The following is an 18499-nucleotide window of genomic DNA, read 5'->3' as shown; positions in this document are numbered from 1 at the left end:
ACTTTTGTTGTATGACTCTCAGCCTACTGATTCAAGAAATTAAAAATATTGATAACATCAATAAAGTAGCCGCATTCAAAAAGTTAGTCACTGAAAACTATAAATGGTTAAGAGACAATTTTAATACCATACATGTAGATGAATTAGTTGTGGCACGTGCAGAATTTACCGATGAGCTGCTATGCCATGCTTGGCGTCTATTGGAGCTAGACAAAACACCTCAATTGGCGCTTTGTGCTGTTGGCGGCTATGGCAGAGGTCAATTACAACCCTATTCTGACATTGACTTATTAATTCTGAGCGAAAAACCTCTGACTCAGGAGTTACAAGAAAAAGTCAGTCAATTTATTACCTTTCTTTGGGATGTGAAATTAGAAATCGGTCAATCAGTCCGGACCATCAGCGAAACTTTTCAGCTCGCTAAGAACGATATTTCAATCGCCACAAATTTGGTAGAAGCACGGCTTTTAATCGGTTGTAAATCTACTTTTAAGAGCCTACAAACCAAGGTAAATAGCCCTAAAACTTGGAGCAGCAAGGCATTTTTCCAAGCCAAAATAAAAGAACAACAGACCCGTCATCATAAATTTAATGATACGTCGTATAATTTAGAACCTAACATAAAAGAAAATCCAGGGTGTTTGCGAGATATTCAATCCATAGGATGGGTCGCCAAGAAGCATTTTCGAGAGTATGATGGACTAACCCTTATTGGTCATGGCTATTTTACTGAATTAGAACATGCTGAGTTAATAGAATGTCGGTCGAACCTGTGGCGAATTCGCTATGCCCTGCATTTAGTAGCGGATCGCTCTGAAAACCGTTTATTATTTGATTATCAACCTCAGGTAGCAAAGTTATTAGGCTTTGGAGAAGGAAAATCAGGCGTCGAAAAAATGATGAAGCATATGTTTCGCATTGTCCGTCGTGTTTCTGAATTGAACTCCATGTTGTTACAGCGTTTTAGCGAAGATATCCTAGGCAGAAGTAAAAAGAAAATACAGATCATTAGTGATGACTTTTGTTATCAAGAAGGTCTTTTAAAGCCTAGACACGATAATTGTTTTCCAACCCCTGTTTCTATGCTGAGCTTCCTTGGTTTATTAGCTAAGTACCCGGATATAAAAGGCTTAGACGGAAACTGTATCCGTCAACTTCGAAATGCCCGACGACAGTTCCAATCGAAATACTTTATCGAATACCCTGAATGCCGCGAAACCTTTATGCAACTCGTTTCTGATCCTGACTTTTTTGATTTAGGTTGGGATATCATGCACAAGAATGGGATTTTGCAGGCGTATTTACCCGAGTGGGATAAAATTGTTGGCATGATGCAGTTTGACCTGTTTCACGCTTACACTGTTGATGAACACACCCATAGATTAGTCAAATATGTAAGACGTTATTTTACTGAGCCACAAGAGTTTCCTCGTTGCAGTCGTATTGTTAATCACTTGGATGAACCCGAAGTATTGCTCTTAGCTGCCATATTCCATGATATAGCCAAAGGTCGTGGTGGCGATCATTCTAAATTGGGCGCCAAAGATGTAGATTCGTTTTGTTCCAGACATGGAGTCTCGGCCAAAAACTCTGCCATGATCGCTTGGTTAGTAGAAAATCACCTGTTAATGTCTGTAATTGCACAACGCAGAGACATATACGATCCCGAAGTTATCAACGAATTTGCGACCCAAGTAAAGAGTCATCTGCACCTAGATCTCTTGTATACACTTACCTTGGCGGACATTCGCGCCACTAATAGCAATTTGTGGAACGATTGGAAAGCAAGTTTGTTAAGAGAGCTATATTTGCTTACTCAACAAGCCTTGGACAATGGGTTTGAATGTCGAAAAACCCTAGAAGAGCGCATTATCGAGCATAAGCATCAGGCCGCAGAGTTGTTAAGCCAAGCCAATATGTCACCAGATAGTTATGCCGATTACTGGAATCGAATGACTCCCGATTACTTTGCGCGCTTTAAGCCTAAACAGATCGCTTGGCATTCTCAAAAAATCGTTGAGCACGGTGAACTAGCAAAAGATGAAATCATAGTCGCAGCCAGCAACGAAACTACTCGTGCGGGCACCGAAATTTTTATTTATTGCCACGACCGCTCCGCTTTGTTTGCTCAAATAGCGTCAGTACTAGATAGTAGAAATTGTTCGGTACATGATGCCCAAATCGTGGTGACTCATGATGGTTATGTATTCGATAGCATGATAGTGCTGGATCACAATGCAAAACGCATCAGTTCGGACGATCATGCCAATGTTTTAGCCCAAGCTATTCATCAACAATTAATCAAACCCGGCCGCTCCCATAGCAATCAACGAAAAATGTCGAGACAAATGCGTCACTTAGATGTACCCACTAAAGTGCGCTTTTTTGATATTGCTGATGATGTAACTCTGATAGAATTAGAAGCGCTAGATGCTCCTGGTTTACTCGCCCGTGTAGGTCACTTATTTGTTGATCTTAATATGACTCTAAAAATGGCTAAAATAACAACTATAGGCGAGCGAGCAGAAGACATATTCATTATTTGTAACGAAGATGGCAAGAGCCTGACACAAGATCAAAAAATCATTTTACGTAAACAACTAAAACTTAAATTAGATAAACCAGAAGTGAATACCGCGATATGAAAGAATTAGCGACCCTGATTGAACAAGCATTTGAAACTAGAGATACCTTCACAGCTGAAACTGCCAGCGAGCAAGTAAGAGAAGCTGTAAACCAAGCCATCGCTTTATTAAATAGCGGTGAAGCTCGAGTAGCGGAAAAAGTGGGAACTGATTGGCAAGTTAATGAATGGCTAAAGAAAGCCGTTCTGTTGTTTTTTAAACTCAATGACAACGATCTTATTCAAGGCGCTGAATCAACCTTTTATGACAAAGTACCTTTAAAATTCACTGATTACGACGCTGCACGATTTAAAGCTGAAGGAATGCGGATTGTGCCGCCGGCGGCTGTTAGAACGGGCTCTTTCATTGGCAAAAATGTAGTGGTTATGCCTTCTTATGTAAATATTGGGGCCTATGTTGATGAAGGTACCATGGTAGATACTTGGGCAACCGTGGGTTCTTGTGCACAAATTGGTAAAAACGTACATTTATCTGGTGGTGTTGGTATTGGTGGTGTTTTAGAACCACTTCAAGCAAGCCCAACAATAATTGAAGATAACTGCTTCATCGGTGCGCGTTCTGAAATAGTAGAAGGTGTCATTGTAGAAGAAGGTTCAGTGATTTCTATGGGCGTTTACATAGGTCAAAGCACTAAAATCTATGATAGAGAAACCGGTGAAGTTCATTTTGGTCGCGTTCCAGCTGGCTCAGTAGTAGTACCGGGTAACTTACCAAGCAAATGCGGCAAATACTCTTTATATGCAGCCATTATAGTGAAAAAAGTGGACGCTAAAACCCTATCTAAAACCGGCATCAACGACATCCTTCGTAACGCTGAGTAATTTCAAGACTAAGCACTTGATCTGCCTATCAAGTGCTTTTCTACTCTGGTGGTAGAAAATTCAGTATTAACGGGGAATGGCGATATTTGAAAGACGCTGTGAACCCATCCATGGGCGCTCTACGAAATCATCCATGATTTCGAAGCTTTCAAATGTCGCCATACCCCGTTAATCCATATATTCAAAAGCCTGAGAGAGAAATTAACTATTGAGTTAATCTTTCAATATTAGCTTTGATAAAAGGTACTACTTCATCTTCAGGTGATAGGGTTTCGATGGCGTCCACTTCGAGCATGTCTGCAATAGGATTACCTTGCAGTTCTTGTAGTAATTCAAAGAATTGACGCCCTGCTCCACAGTAACTGTCGCCGTATGAACTATCCCCGAGCCCTGCAACAACAAAAGGCTTATTATTCATTAGTGGAAACTGGTCCTTTAACTCTTGAAAGAATAATTCAATGTTAGGCGGAACATCTCCCTGACCTGTTGTAGAAGTGATTATCACCACAGATTCAGCTTCAACAAAATCTGAGATATCCGGATCATGAAATACTTGCGCGTCTACGCCTTCTTTTTCCAACATAGCAACCACTGCTTCGGCGACATGTTGGGCGTTGCCGTAGACTGATCCTGCAAATATGCTAACACTGCGCATGTAAACTCTCTTCTATTCTAAGTCGTTTTAAACTGTTTATTTGATAAGGGCGGTATTGTATTTATCAAGGTTAATTAATCAAGGTGCTATACAACAAACTATTATCTTGATTGTTTGTCAGGTTAATTCCTAGTTCTGAAAAAGTCTTCACCAAGGCTTTTAACTCACCATCAATTTTTGCCATGACGGCGATTTTCTGAAGAGTGACAGGGTGAGTAAACATCATTGAATATGCATGAAGGGCTAAACGGTGAAAATTCAACTCTTCTCTCGCAAATCGGTTTTGTTTACCATCTCCATGGGTTGTATCGCCTATGATTGGATGGCGAATATGCGCCATGTGCCGTCTAAGTTGATGTTTTCTACCGGTAATTGGTTTCAAATTAACTAAGCTAAATCTTGCCTTTGGGTATCTTGACACTGGCTTATCGATTTCTAAGGTTGCTAACGGCAATAAGTTGGTTATTGCAGCTTTTGCCAAATTTTGTTTATCCAAGTTATCAGTCATCTTGTCTAACTTTTCGACCAAAGGATAATCAATTTCTTTGGCCTCATGAACAAATCCCCTCACTACAGCAATATAGTGTTTTTCGATGAGTTGTTGTTCAAATTGAGGCTGTAATTGACTAGCTATTTCCGATGATTTTGCGAAGAGCACCAAACCTGACGTAGGTTTGTCTAATCGATGTAAAGGGTAAACGTGACAATTTAACTGATCACGCAACGTCTGCATCAGAAACACAGTTTCTCTTCTGTCTATGGCACTTCTATGCACCAACATGTTAGCAGGTTTATTTACAACCACTAGACATTCGTCTTCAAATTCAATGTTTATCATGTGGTTAGAATCCCCAGTTTAATGCTAGACTATTAGGATAGATTTTTTAATTCAGTACAAGATGACAGACGTTACTCCCTCAATCAGTACAATCAGTGAATTTTTACTCCATGCCGGCACAGAATACATCATAATTGATGTTAGTCGAGGCAAACACGTCTTTGATCCACAAGATTTTTTCGATATCGAAAATCATAAAGCACCCTTTCCTCGCGCAAGACAAGGAAAAGCTTGGTTATGTATCATGTTTTGGAATCGAAAACTGAATAATGAACATTATATCTGGTATTTGTCATTACCTTTAGATGAGCGCAGCTTATTACAAAGCGCTGCTAGAGATCAGTTTCTACAGATTGTAGTAGATGCTCTCGGACAATCGTTAGAAAAGACACAAGAAACTGACAAAGGTTTGCCAGAAAATCCCTACATTTTCACGCCTAATCAGCAACTTTTGGCCGATTGTAACGCTCTATTAAAAAAACGCTTAGCCTTTGATTTATCTGATGAAGCGATTAAAGCCAAAGATTATCTGACAAAGCCAAACGGCTCTAATTGGGAATCCTTAAGCGTACAAAATATTTCTGATGCAGTGGTTATGCTTTCAGAAATCGAGCTATCGAATTTGCTTGACTCTGATTTACAAACGCTCCCCTCACCTGTACTAAATTGCTTGTTGAGTTCCCTTGAATCGATCAAATTGAATACCCAGCAAACTAACGCTTTGATTACTTTTTTTAACACCCAAGAAGGTAATACAAAAGCATTGGCGCTAAGAGCACTAGCACATGGCGATTTAGAAACCTTAAAGGCATTAATTGATGATATTGTAAGGTCTGAAGAAGTGTTAGATGTTGAGTTATTAGTGGTTATTGCAGGCCGTCATTGGCATTACTTTAATCATGATGATCGAGTACTAAATTACTTTCATAAAGTCGCTGAAGCCAGTCCTGATTTTACTTTGTTTAAAGGTGTATTCGCAGATTTAGTAATGCTACCTGAAGTAAGAGCTTATCTGTTAAGGTTCCTTAAAAATGAACAGCAAACGCCTCTTACTAAAAGAGCCATCCAAGAATTAATTAAAATAAGCTAGTGAATAATGACCTCTGTAAACATTTTAATTCTCGTTATTATTATCGCCATTGCATTTCAATTTTGGCGACTACGCGGCATCGGCGAATACACCATCCGTTTCGCTAAGCAATATTGTGAAAGAGAAGGTTTGCAATATGTTTCTTTGGCAAGAGTATCTACCAAAATCGGTATTTTTAAAGGTAAAGTCGACTGGCTAAATAAATACGAGTTGAGCTTCAGTAGCGATGGTGAGAATCTTTATACGGGCACTATAAGTACTGTAGGCAGCCGGGTGGTATCAGTAGATTTACCGGCTTTTCGAATCGCAAACTGATACTTAACATAAGCCTAAACGCAAAAAAGCAGACCTAAGTCTGCTTTTCCGAGAATTTTGAGTATCCCTCTCGGCGTTCCGTCGCTGAAACATCATCCAGATAAAAGTCCATTACGCCCCTTTCCTTATTATCCCACTCATCCTAAGCAGGCAACACATCCAGTGTGAAGGTCCCTTTTCCGTTAATCCTAAAAAAAGTATTTCATCCCTAAAACACTATTCTCCATCATGGAGTGGTCCATATGCTTCCATTCTGCAAACGTCCTGTTTGCCTCTGTCTTTATTTCCGAAGAAATTCCCTAAAGACAGGTTTAGAATAACGGACTATTAACCCTATCGGTTAAGAAAAATTAATGTTTAGGATAAATTAACTTTAAACTTAAGTCTAAATAATTCGGCAACTACATGAATTATATAGATTTAGTGATTTTTTTGCAGAAAAAAACAGTTAAAATTAACGGATATATTAGACAGCTTTTGTAGGATATGTCCTACAAAAGCTATAGACATTTAGGAAGTAATAGTTCTAGGTCTAAACATTACTTTCCCTTGAATACTTCCCGCATGCACATCGGTAATGTCTTGAAATTGCCCATCTTGGAAAAATGACAGGCATTTTGGTAGGGTAACTAATACCCCAATACCTTCGCTAGAAGGATCCTCTAACATGACCCCAAGAATGGCACTTAATAAGATGTGGCCCAATCCTAAATCCTGATAATCTGGATGAACGCCAATTAACGATAGCATATGAAAATTCTTAGCAGGAATATGCTCTCTTACTTTTTCTTCTTTGGCAATCATTTGCTTGGTGCCAAAATAACCAGCTGTGAGCAACATTTTTAAACGCCAGTGCCAAAAGCGCCCCGCACCAAAAGCAGCATCAGGACTAATTAAACAACTCACAGCTAACAACCGCTTGTCTTCGTATAGCCCTATCAAGGGTTGATCAGAATCCCAAAAAGTCGTGATTTCTTCACGAATTGCCGAGCGCAATCTCGCTTCATAACCTTCACGGTTGGCTTGGAAAATTTCAGTGAATAGGGGATCATCAAAGTAAGCGTTATATAAAATAGAAGCAGCGACATTGAGATCTTCAGCTGACAAATAAGCGGAAGTCACTTGTTTTAGATCTGGTTGATACACTGACGTGGTCATTTAACAATTTCCCTCTTAAACTTTGACCAACTTATTGTAAAACAGAATCTTTATTTTTGTAACATATTTTTTACATACTAGGATAAAAAATAAGCCGGAGAGCCGGCTTATTCTTCATATTCTTTGTTTACAGCTTTTCTAATGCGGTCTCACCGATGCCAATGAGCGCATTATTTTTAAATACGACTGCCGTACATTCATCTTTCGTAGTCATACCATCACCATGTCGACGTTGAGTACGATAAAAAAGTACTCTGTATTCAGTGTCACCTTTAACTAACAACTCACTGAAGTCAGGTGTTCCTAAATCACTTTTAATTTCTTTTAAATTTGCGCCAGCATCTAATTTTGCAATGTATTCTCTATTATCATCTTCCCGACTTGATTCACTGTGATAACTTCTTTCACCACTATAATCATCATCGCCTACTGCGATTACACAACCTTGTAAAGCGAATACAGCAACCCCAACTATAGCTAACGTTTTTAATTTCATTATGTTTTCCTAAGTGATTTGATATTTCGTTATCGATTCTTAAACAAATTTTAGACCAATATTAAATTACTTTAAAATTCAGATAGTTAAAAGATATTACCGTTTTTTACTTTGTTATTTTCACTAAGACTTGGCATCTTTCACTAAAAATTGACTTTAAACAAAACATGAAGAATACTGAATACCAGATAGGTCGAGTAATTAATGCTTGCGTTGAACTATCAGAAAATAATAAAAAACCTTCCGTTGGCCTATTAAAAGCAAAGTTAGGCCCTGATTATAAGCTGCCTATTTTGATTAGAGGCATTAATCGGTGGCAAGAAAATCCTCAGCGAGTAGACCTGGCACCTAAAGAAATTAAGACCGAACCAGAAAACAAAAACTTGCAACAACAAATTGATGATTTGACGCGCAGAGTGAGCGAACTTGAACATCAATTATCTACACTTTTAACAACCAAGTAGCCGTTTCATAAGCTCACTTTTGTTGGCACTGGGTCTAATGATGTAAAAAATGCGGTTAAATTCTCGGCCAAAACTTCTTGATGTGGTTTACCCACAAATTCGAGCACCACTTCTCCGGAGTTAGGTAATAACGAAATCACAAAGTCTTCTTCATCAGTGACAGCGAAAAATAAGGTTTCAGGCTGTTTAAGTTTCCGCTTCATAAGAACATGGGCTATCAAGTTCTTTTGTAGCCGCTCAAAGTCTTCATCATTGATAGCCTGTAAGATCGTAAGCTTTCCACGTTGCGTCTGCGCATTTAAATCGAAACTGTAGTACCTGCCAAATAGATGATGAAAAGCGGCTGGAATTTCTAAATCTAAGGCTGATGCAATATTGCCAAGATTTGCCGAAGGGTCTCTCAATGCTGGTGTCCATTTGACGAGATCTCCGTCCTCTAGTTGATTATCCAATTCAAAACAAGGAGATTGCCAATCACTATCGTATTCTGTCATCAACCCTTGATTTTCAGAATCTGATTGGGATTTGTAGGCGTTAATAAAAGTGTCAAATGCTTTAATGAAGGCTGTATCCATGGATTAAATCTGTTTCTCGTATGTGTTTCGAATAAATTATAAATGCTAATTTTCACGTGACCAGAGAATAAAAGCGGTAAGAATTGAGCTTATATCATTATTTTTCACTATAATACCCTGTATAACATGAAAACACAGTGGTAGATTTTACATTTGAAAGACTTAACTTTAGGTAAAGCAGTTGATTACCCTGACGCCTACTCGCCTGATTTATTGCAGGCGGTACCTCGTCAACTTAGCAGAGACAATATTGGATTATCTGATAATGCACTGCCTTTCACAGGTGAAGATGTTTGGAATGCCTATGAGATTTCTTGGTTAAATCTTAAGGGTAAGCCACAGGTCGCCATACTTGAATGTCATGTTCCTTATGATTCACCAAATTTAATTGAATCTAAATCATTTAAGCTGTATTTGAATAGCTTTAATCAAGAGTCTTTTGCAACGTATCAAGATGTTTTAGACCTTATGCAAACAGATCTCTCCAAGTGTGCGGGAGCTCAAGTAAGATTGGTTTTAGTCCCCGTAGCCGAATTTACCCAACAATATATTGGCGATCTTCCAGGTCATGTCATTGATGACCTTGATGTGGAAATATCTGGTAGTGATATTTTAAACGAGCAACTTAAGAGTGACGAAAATACAATAGTAAATGAAACCTTGGTGAGTCATTTATTAAAATCAAACTGTTTAATTACCAATCAACCCGATTGGGGCAGCCTTTGTATTCGCTATCAGGGTCCTAAAATTGATCAAGCATCACTACTGAAGTATGTCATCTCATTCCGCCAACACAATGAATTTCATGAACAATGTGTTGAACGGATTTTTAAAGATCTGTTAGATCATTGTCGACCAACGCATTTAACTGTATATGCTAGATATACAAGACGTGGCGGACTCGATATTAACCCCTTCCGTTCAAATTTTGAATCTACTTATCCTAATGTGCGTTTAGCTCGACAATAACACTTTTACACTTGTATCAGTTATTGATGAAGAACAAGCAAGCGCCGATACAACAAAATGAATAAAAAAACACACAATATTATATTAAAGGAAGATGAATGACTAAAACCGTACAACTAAACCCTGTTGGTTGGATGAGTCAACTGTCACAACTTGAAGTCAACCAACTAGCCACTTCCACCTCTACAGAACTTTACCGCACGTTTAGAAACTGCTGTTTAGCCGTTTTGAATTCAGGTGTAGAACAAGATGATTCAGAAGCCTTGTTTGATGAATTCAAAGATTTTGATGTGCGCTTAGTTCGCAAAGAGCGTGGTGTCAAAATAGAATTGATAAATCCACCTGAAGTAGCTTTCGTAGATGGAAAGCTTATTTTAGGTGTGCATGAGCATTTGTTCGCTGTATTGAGAGATATGCTCTACATGAGCGCAAAACATCAGTATAGCTTTGAGAACCAAGCTGACGAGAACCACATTACCACCCACATGGTATTTGATATGTTACGTCACGCGAATGCACTCAGCGCTTCTGAGCCTTCCAAATTAATCGTCTGTTGGGGAGGTCATTCAATTAACAAAGAAGAATATAAATTTACCAAAGAAGTCGGATATCAACTGGGTTTACGCGGGTTTAATATTTGTACTGGTTGTGGACCAGGTGCGATGAAAGGCCCCATGAAAGGAGCTGCTATTGGACACGCTAAACAGCGAATAAAGAACGGTCGATACGTTGGCATCACTGAACCTAGCATTATTGCCGCAGAGCCACCAAATGCCATCGTAAATGAACTTATTATCATGCCTGATATTGAAAAGCGCCTTGAAGCCTTTGTCCGCGCTTCCCATGGTATTGTTATATTTCCTGGCGGCGTAGGTACAGCTGAAGAATTATTGTATTTATTGGGCTTATTATTGCAGGCTGAAAATGCTGATCAAGTATTGCCTGTGATCTTAACGGGCCCTGAAAATAAAGCAGACTACTTTAATGCTATCGACAACTTTATCGCTGATACGTTAGGCGAAGAAGCGCAATCGAAATATGAAATTGTAGTCGGCGACGCACAAAAAGTAGCCGCTAGGTTAGATGAAATTCAACACGATGTTTTAGTGTTTAGAAAACAACATGGAGACTCATTTAATTTTAATTGGCGCTTACAAATACCCGATGATTTCCAACATCCCTTTGAACCGACTCATGAGTCCATGGCGGCTTTGGATTTAAGTTTAGATCAATCTGCAGGGGACTTAGCTGCCAATCTCAGAAAGTGTTTTTCAGGTATTGTAGCGGGTAATGTAAAAGCTGAAGGGGTTAAACAGATTCACGCTAAAGGACCTTTTGTGCTGAAAGGAGATAAGACTTTGATGGCACATATGGATAAGTTACTTACATCTTTTGTTGAGCAAGGTAGAATGAAACTTCCAGGTAGTGAATATCATCCCTGCTACCGAGTCGAAGTATAAGTGCTGTATCTGTGCAAGAACTGATGAATAGCCCTTTGATCAGCTTTTTATGTAATGTAGAATACCTGCGATTTAATTTAGGAAAGTAGAAGAATGTCCCAACAACGAATAACTGTTATACGTGGTGACGGTATAGGTCCCGATATAATTGATGCAGCCATACAAATTTTAGACAAAGTAGGTTGCGATTTCGCATATGATTATGCCGATGCCGGCCTGGTAGCATTAGAGAATCACGGTGATCTTTTACCTGAAGAAACCAAAGAGTTAATTGCAAAAAATAAAATTGCGTTAAAAGGCCCGCTCACTACTCCAGTAGGAGAGGGATTTACTTCGATTAATGTGAGTCTTCGCAAACAGTTTAATTTATACGCAAACTTGCGCCCGGTACTTTCATTCAAGGGAACAAAAGCGCGATATGAAGATATCGACATCATCACTGTACGTGAAAACACCCAAGGTATGTACTCAGGCTTAGGCCAAAAAGTGTCTGATGATGGTCAAGAAGCTGAAGCCATGAGTAAAATCACACGAGATGGCGCTGAAAAAATTGTTGAGTTTGCATATCAATTAGCGCGTCGTGAAGGTCGTAAGAAAGTCACTGCTGTCCATAAAGCAAACATCTTAAAATCTACTTCTGGTTTATTCTTAAAAGTTGCCCGTGAAGTGGGTGCAAGATATCCAGATATCGAATCAACTGAGATGATCGTAGACAACTGCTGTATGCAGCTTGTAATGAACCCTCATCAATTTGACGTAATAGTGACCACCAACCTGTTCGGTGACATTCTATCAGATCTTTGTGCAGGCCTTGTCGGCGGCTTAGGTATGGCACCGGGTGCTAATATCGGAACAGATTGTGCGATATTCGAAGCGGTTCACGGCTCAGCGCCTGATATCGCGGGTAAAAACCTTGCAAATCCTACATCAGTGATCTTAGCCTCTGTACAAATGCTTGAATATTTAGGTATGGCAGATAAAGCAGAAAAAATTCGCTCTGCGCTTAAAGATGTTATTGAATCAGGTGACCGCACAACTCGTGATCTAGGTGGCGAGCACGGTACAACTGACTTTACGCAAGCTGTTTTAGACAGACTATAAATAGTTTTCAATTATCTTTAAAAACCTGAAATAGATATCTATTTCAGGTTTTTTTATGCCCCTTTCACAATAATCTATCCCCTCGTACAGTTATTTTTTTATGTTTCCTTGATTAGCATAGAGATGGTGAATTTATTCATCACAATTATTATTTACCAAGGAGAAAGATATGAAACTTACTACATGGATTACACTACTATTTTTGTTAATGGGGGTCAGCATTTACTCTCAACAGCAAGCTTTTGCCATGACAGATAAAGAGACCCAAAGCGAACAGTCTGAGCGGATTAACATTAATACCGCCGACATTAAAACCTTAAGTACCCTACCTGGTGTTGGCGTTAAAAAAGCCGAAGCTATAGTGGCTTACCGTGACCGCAATGGCAATTTCACCAGTGTTGAAGAGTTGGTTAATGTTAAGGGGATTGGTGAGAAAATGTTGGCTAAGATGATAGATAAAGTGACCATAGGTAACTAAGCTGCATCTTCAAGCGATTGCCGTTCAGGCTTGCCCTTTGATAGTTATCTTAGGGCTCTTACAATATGTACTTCAACATTAAGAAGGTTAATTATTTATTATCCCCAAGTAATTTTAAAAACGAGGTGTGGAGCACTGTTTTATTCAGCATTTGATGATACACCAATTTAGGGGATACCAAGATTGAGAATTAGAGATAAAATGAAAGCTAACAGGCTTTCATAGAAATTAGCCAAATAACAACAGAACCACCTCTTCTAAGAATGAAATCAATATTTTTATTCTATATTATTAGTCAAATATTCGATTTTAGTGTAATAAATACGTATTAAACGTTACAATTAAATCGTAAATAATAAAAACATAAAAACATGATTAATCTTGGGGACACCATGCCATTAACCATATTTGTTGCTGTTGGAGAACTGCGACTTTCTTCTTTGCGAGAATTATTCCTATATCATGAAATCGAATATTCATTGATAGACAAATCAAAAGACGCAACAAAAGAAACATCTTTTGCGTCGCTTTTGAAAGAAAAGATTGAAAATCCAAACCTCAAAGCTCTAATAATAGAATCATTCGACGAAAATTATGAATTCTTTGCAGAATATAGCAGCGTCAATATTGTGCTGTTATTTAGCTCTCCTTTGATTTATTTGGAGCAAAGACTTTATCAGTCAAACGGTCAATCAGGGATAGAAGATGATATAGAAATATGGGGGAAAACGCTCAATGAGGCATTAGTATCCTTGAAAAATCTACCGGCAGCTTCATTAATGAATCTAGAAGATATAAGAAAACACGATTTAGATTTTATTAGCGAGATGTTCGGCATAGTTAAAAAGCAACCTGCGCCCTGTTCCTCCCCTTTTTTAGAAGAGTTGCTATCACAACATATTAGTTACTTGTCACTAATTGAAGAAGAGGAGCCGTTTGAACTCTTTGATGAAGCATTATCTTCTGCTAGGCTTCTTGGACAATTTTCGCCCCACCTTTCGCCAAATAGCTCTGATTTAAAAAATAATGTAGCAACTTTGAACTCAATATTATCGCAGCTTACTGATTTAAAAAATAAACAAACCTACTATGGAGACATTGAGAAAGAATTTAAACATCTAAAGAAAAAGTTAGTCTCCCTTGCTTCAGTGGAAAAGCAAAATCAATACCTAGAAAATGAGAAGTTAAACATTGCTTCGATTTTAGAAGAAACACGACAGGAATTAGATCTTCAAAAACTTCGATCGAATGAATTTGAAAAAGAAAATGCAAAACTTGTAGAAGAGTTAGATAGTAAGATTGAGAAATCACTTTTAGATGACGAGAAAAACTCAACTGAACAGTTAAACATTGAACTCGAATTAGCAAGTTTACAAATTAATCAGTTACAAGAAGAATTAGAGTATTATTATTTAGCATTTCATGAAACCTATAATAAGCGAAAAAGAAGGAATTTTATGCCAATCATAATGAACAAGGTTTTTGACAGAGTTAAAGCTGAAAGAGTTACAATTACTCAGAGGTATAAAACCGATGGTTATGAAGACATTCATTTGAGATTAAGTAATGTAGAACTTGCAGACGGAAGAGTTATAGACAATTTAGATGCCAAACTTCTAAATATTGCAAACCACTACGGTATTGAATTCAGACATTCGAATGAATCTTTATTTAGATCTTTTGACGATTCTCAAGACGAATTTGGTCCATATCTGAGATACTTCGCGACTGCCCCTGAAAGCCAAAAAGAAGCATTGCAAAAAAGTATTAATCGTTTTAATGCAAGCGAACGGATTTTAATAATGAGCACGATTAATGCCATAGCTGAATTGCTTCAATCCAACAATATTAAGGTAGAATGTGACGCTGAACTTGAGGCTCAAGAATGGCTAAATTGGCGCAAAGCGTCCCGCACTTTAGCAGAACATGTAGACACTTTGCCAGTCTGGCTTAGTTTAGATTCAGTAGTGTTGAAAGAAGAATATCATAGTGAGGGATATGAGCATCTTTGGATTAAGTTTGATCACTTGCTTGTGGGGAATGTTTGGCGTGACGCCCTAGAATGTAAAATTCTCGCGTTAAATATAGGTTCAGCTGATACCGAGCATTTTAGTGATTCCCTATACCTCGAATTTAGAGAACTAGAAGATGGTAGTGCTCAGCTGTTTTCTTGGCCTCCAAACGAATCAGACGAGTTTGGTCCCAAATATCTCGTTTCTCTAGATGCAGATGTCGCTCAATTGGATCTGGCGCTACAAGACAGAATATTAATAAAACACTTACGAAGTAACCTTCCTAGTATTTTACAAAAGCTCAGCTTTGAGAACAAAGAAACCAATAGAAGTAAATACGAATGGATATCTGCAATTTCCGAGAAAGTTTTATCTCCAATTGAATCTTCTGCTTCAATAGGACCATCTATAACCAAAGAGCCGAATTCTACTAAGGATAGCAATCCGATTGAGTTAACTTTTTTGGAAATAGTGAGTTTAGGTAGTTATCAGCATATAGTCTTTACCGATTCAGAAGAAAAGCTTCAAATAAAGCTGAAAGCAGAAAATATTAATTCAGACACATTTGAATCCGAGTTATTTTTTGAATTGAGAAATGGTACAAATGATGTTCAGTTTTGTGAGACAGAATATTTTGGAGAAGACGAATACGGCCCACGAGTTTTGATACCATTTGATTCTATTAAATCTTTTGCTAAAACTAACGATGGTGGAGATTTCGCGTGGTTAATATGTTTATATAACCAAATTGAAAACGATGTAAATCAAATAGAGGATTTGGATGACCTTATTCGATTGATGTGGCAGAATCTAATAAAAAACAAAAAAAAGAATACTAAATAGCTATGCAGCAAATTTGCATAATTGATCCTGGTATGATGGAGGCAGGCGGGCATCACGCTGCTCTATTAAACAATTTTCTAGTAAAACATGATCAAGCTAACATCAATATTCACTTTTTCGTACATCAGGAAATTGATCGTCGGTTCTTGGATGATGCAATTGAAAGAGGGTTTACCGTAAATAAGCATTTTAATCAGAATTTCTATGAGCACTTTTCAAATGATAGTAATGTTAGTCTATCATCGATTCAGTCATACATTAGACAACTAGCTATCGAATATATTGAAGCGTTAAAGCAATACTTAAGTGATTTTGACAGCAACACAAAGATTGTTTGCTTTTATCCGAGTCTTAACTGGGACCATGCTTGCGCGTTGAATTTAGCCTTGCAACATGTGAAATTTGGAAAACTACAAACAATTCATAAAATATGTTGTATGTTTTCACAGAATCGCAGAAGTAACCTTAAGGAAAAACTACAATACCAAATTTCTTTCAAAAATCTATCTCTTTGTTCTAATGTTGAATTATATGCTTCAGATAAGGAAACATTGGACTATTATACATCCTTAAATATTCCAATGTCTGGTATTCACCCATGTTATTTGCTTCCTTGGAAGCAAATAAAGCAGTCAGAAACGACACTAAATACAGTACCTCGTATACTCTTATATCTCGGCGATGCTAAAAAGAGTAAAGGTTTTTTAACCTTACCTGAAACTACTCTTACTATACTCAAACAATTTAACTTCTCCGTGGAAGTGATCATTCAATTTACTTTACCTTGGGAGAATCTTGAGATTGACAACACAATAGAAGAATTAAAAAAAATTTCTAATCAATATTCTCAACTAAAAATATATAGGGAATTCTGGTCTGTAACTAAATTGTCTGTTATTATTCAGTCCGTAGATCTTCTATGTTGCACTCACTGCCCACAAGCTTATCAATACAAAAGTTCAGGACTAGTATGGCTGGCTTCTTATTTTAATATCCCCGTAATAGTAAAGGGGAATTGCTGGTTAACCCGTGAACTTGATCGACTTGAAAGTACCTATTATATAAATGCTGCATTCAAGAAACTCTCAATTTCAATCGCTAGGAAATCAAAACGAAACAACTATTTTAGAACTCTATTCAATGATTTGATAGATTGGCTTTTAGACTGATATTCGGAAACCTGAAATGAAAGAGTGTATAAACTATTTATTGCAGTATATCCAAAAACCTCTTAACTCCTTACTTTATATAGGAGCAGGGACTGGCTCAAGTATACCTGTGTTGAAAAAATTTAAAGCAGAAAACCTAACGCTTGTCGAAGGATCAACTCAGCTATACGCAGCGCTGGAACAAAAAGCTAAGAAACATTCAGGCATAATATCTTTCAAAAATTGGGTTTTCCCAGGAAGTAATCAAAAAGGTGACGTTTTTACATACAACAACCCTCGATATAATTCACTATTGTCTCAAGAGAGGCTCGCATCCTCTCATCCAAATTTAAAGTTAATATCAAAAGAAATCGTTGCCGGTATTTCTATAAATTCCCTGTTGAGTAAATTTTCATCAGAAAACGACCAAGCGAACATACTGATTTTGTCAGTGAACGGTGGGGAAAGATTTCTGCTAGAAAGTGCAGATAAAAATTTAATTGAAAAGTTTGAGTATGTAATACTTGATGGATTAACTCATTTTGCAGAAAGGTTTCCAGAAACTCTGACAGGTGCACTTGAAAACTTTACAGTGCTACCTAATCTTAGTACTGGAATAGAATGCTGTATTATTCAAAGAGTCGATTGTTTGATACAAGCTAAAAATCTAGCCGAAAAGCAACTGCAAGAAACTGAGGAAATCAAAAGGTCCTGTGAAAAAATAGAAGCTATTTTAAAAACTGTGTTAGATGAAAGAGACAACCTACAGATAAAATTAACCGAATTGCTAACAATTAAGAAACAGATTGAAGGCGAGTTACAAGTCAAAAGCGAAAAGACTAATGAACTAAATGCTTTCAACCAAAAAAAACAAGAAATAATTTCAAAGTTAGAACAAGAAATAAAATCAAACTCGTCTAACTTTAAGGAGTTAAAGTCTGAATATGAAATTCTTGAAGTGCAATACAAACAACTGAATGTCGAGTTGATTGAAGTATCAAAAGCAAAGGGTAACCAAGAAAAAATAATTTCAGAGTTTGAACATGAAATCTCTTTAAAAACTTCAATTTGTAATGAGTTAACAGAGAAGCTCGAATCCGTTGAGATAAAAAATAATCAACTCAATAATAAACTTACAGAAATGTCAGGCACTCTCGTAACCCGCGAAAGTAGAATTTCTGAACTAGAAGAAGAAGTATCTTTAAAAACTTCAAATTGTAATGAGTTTACAGAAAAGCTCGAATCCGTTGAGATAAAAAATAATCAACTCAATAATAAACTTACAGAAATGTCAGGCACTCTCGTAACCTGCGAAAATAGAATTTCTGAACTAGAAGAAGAAGTATCTTTAAAGACTTCAAATTGTAATGAGTTTACAGAAAAGCTCGAATCCGTTGAGATAAAAAATAATCAACTCAATAATAAACTTAC

The 18499-nt window shown here is 37.5% G+C and carries 17 protein-coding genes; 12 read left to right on the top strand and 5 right to left on the bottom strand.

The features are described from left to right. Window positions 1–11 precede the first annotated feature (11 nt). Entirely contained in the window at window positions 12–2645 is a 2634-nt protein-coding gene (gene glnD / locus ACNKW3_RS13580) for a [protein-PII] uridylyltransferase (protein WP_427399851.1), read from the top strand. Beyond that, the gene (gene dapD / locus ACNKW3_RS13575) at window positions 2642–3466 is read left to right on the top strand and encodes a 2,3,4,5-tetrahydropyridine-2,6-dicarboxylate N-succinyltransferase (RefSeq protein WP_427399850.1); all 825 of its coding nucleotides are present in this window, start codon (window positions 2642–2644) and stop codon (window positions 3464–3466) included. The genes glnD and dapD overlap by 4 nt, the downstream gene beginning before the upstream one ends. 205 nt (window positions 3467–3671) lie before the next feature. On the opposite strand, the gene ACNKW3_RS13570 is transcribed toward dapD, so the two are convergent. Then, a complete protein-coding gene (locus ACNKW3_RS13570; protein WP_427399849.1) occupies window positions 3672–4121 on the bottom strand; it encodes a flavodoxin in 450 nt (149 codons plus the stop codon). Window positions 4122–4191: 70 nt separating this feature from the next. Continuing rightward, the gene (locus ACNKW3_RS13565) at window positions 4192–4959 is read right to left on the bottom strand and encodes a pseudouridine synthase (RefSeq protein WP_427399848.1); all 768 of its coding nucleotides are present in this window, start codon (window positions 4957–4959) and stop codon (window positions 4192–4194) included. Between the two features lie 61 nt (window positions 4960–5020). On the opposite strand from ACNKW3_RS13565, the gene ACNKW3_RS13560 reads away from it, so the two are divergent. Together ACNKW3_RS13560 and ACNKW3_RS13555 are read left to right on the top strand one after the other, a co-directional pair. Beyond that, window positions 5021–6049, top strand: a complete 1029-nt coding sequence (locus ACNKW3_RS13560) for a DUF3549 family protein (RefSeq protein WP_427399847.1) — start codon at window positions 5021–5023, stop codon at window positions 6047–6049. Window positions 6050–6055: 6 nt separating this feature from the next. After that, the gene (locus ACNKW3_RS13555) at window positions 6056–6364 is read left to right on the top strand and encodes a DUF3301 domain-containing protein (RefSeq protein ID WP_427399846.1); all 309 of its coding nucleotides are present in this window, start codon (window positions 6056–6058) and stop codon (window positions 6362–6364) included. A gap of 510 nt (window positions 6365–6874) precedes the next feature. Here the strand turns inward: ACNKW3_RS13555 and ACNKW3_RS13550 are convergent. Together ACNKW3_RS13550 and ACNKW3_RS13545 are read right to left on the bottom strand one after the other, a co-directional pair. Then, window positions 6875–7522 (bottom strand): GNAT family N-acetyltransferase, encoded by a 648-nt coding sequence (locus ACNKW3_RS13550; protein ID WP_427399845.1) that lies wholly within the window; start codon window positions 7520–7522, stop codon window positions 6875–6877. Between the two features lie 127 nt (window positions 7523–7649). Then, a complete protein-coding gene (locus ACNKW3_RS13545) occupies window positions 7650–8018 on the bottom strand; it encodes a DUF3192 domain-containing protein (protein WP_427399844.1) in 369 nt (122 codons plus the stop codon). 167 nt (window positions 8019–8185) lie between these two features. Between ACNKW3_RS13545 and ACNKW3_RS13540 the strand changes: the two genes are divergently transcribed. Then, window positions 8186–8482, top strand: a complete 297-nt coding sequence (locus ACNKW3_RS13540) for a hypothetical protein (RefSeq protein ID WP_427399843.1) — start codon at window positions 8186–8188, stop codon at window positions 8480–8482. Between the two features lie 5 nt (window positions 8483–8487). On the opposite strand, the gene syd is transcribed toward ACNKW3_RS13540, so the two are convergent. After that, on the bottom strand, window positions 8488–9057 hold the full coding sequence (gene syd / locus ACNKW3_RS13535; protein ID WP_427399842.1) for a SecY-interacting protein: 570 nt from the start codon (window positions 9055–9057) through the stop codon (window positions 8488–8490). A gap of 153 nt (window positions 9058–9210) precedes the next feature. On the opposite strand from syd, the gene queF reads away from it, so the two are divergent. From queF to ACNKW3_RS13500, 7 genes are all read left to right on the top strand, one after another. After that, window positions 9211–10026 (top strand): NADPH-dependent 7-cyano-7-deazaguanine reductase QueF, encoded by an 816-nt coding sequence (queF, locus tag ACNKW3_RS13530; RefSeq protein WP_427399841.1) that lies wholly within the window; start codon window positions 9211–9213, stop codon window positions 10024–10026. 98 nt (window positions 10027–10124) lie between these two features. Continuing rightward, window positions 10125–11486, top strand: coding sequence for a nucleotide 5'-monophosphate nucleosidase PpnN (ppnN, locus tag ACNKW3_RS13525; RefSeq protein WP_427399840.1), 1362 nt, complete (start codon window positions 10125–10127; stop codon window positions 11484–11486). 93 nt (window positions 11487–11579) lie between these two features. Continuing rightward, entirely contained in the window at window positions 11580–12587 is a 1008-nt protein-coding gene (locus ACNKW3_RS13520; protein ID WP_427399839.1) for an isocitrate dehydrogenase, read from the top strand. 169 nt (window positions 12588–12756) lie between these two features. After that, window positions 12757–13065, top strand: coding sequence for a ComEA family DNA-binding protein (locus ACNKW3_RS13515; protein ID WP_427399838.1), 309 nt, complete (start codon window positions 12757–12759; stop codon window positions 13063–13065). Window positions 13066–13457: 392 nt separating this feature from the next. Further along, entirely contained in the window at window positions 13458–15920 is a 2463-nt protein-coding gene (locus tag ACNKW3_RS13510) for a hypothetical protein (RefSeq protein WP_427399837.1), read from the top strand. Between the two features lie 2 nt (window positions 15921–15922). Continuing rightward, window positions 15923–17089 (top strand): hypothetical protein, encoded by a 1167-nt coding sequence (locus tag ACNKW3_RS13505; RefSeq protein WP_427399836.1) that lies wholly within the window; start codon window positions 15923–15925, stop codon window positions 17087–17089. 16 nt (window positions 17090–17105) lie between these two features. After that, window positions 17106–18499, top strand: a 1394-nt coding sequence (locus tag ACNKW3_RS13500) for a hypothetical protein (protein ID WP_427399835.1), incomplete at its 3' end; no start/stop codon positions are given.

It is taken from the genome of Glaciecola sp. 1036, assembly GCF_050306235.1.
Taxonomy (GTDB): domain Bacteria; phylum Pseudomonadota; class Gammaproteobacteria; order Enterobacterales; family Alteromonadaceae; genus Glaciecola.
The sequence above is the reverse complement of the archived record's forward strand: the minus strand, read 5'-3'. Positions and strand labels throughout refer to the sequence as shown.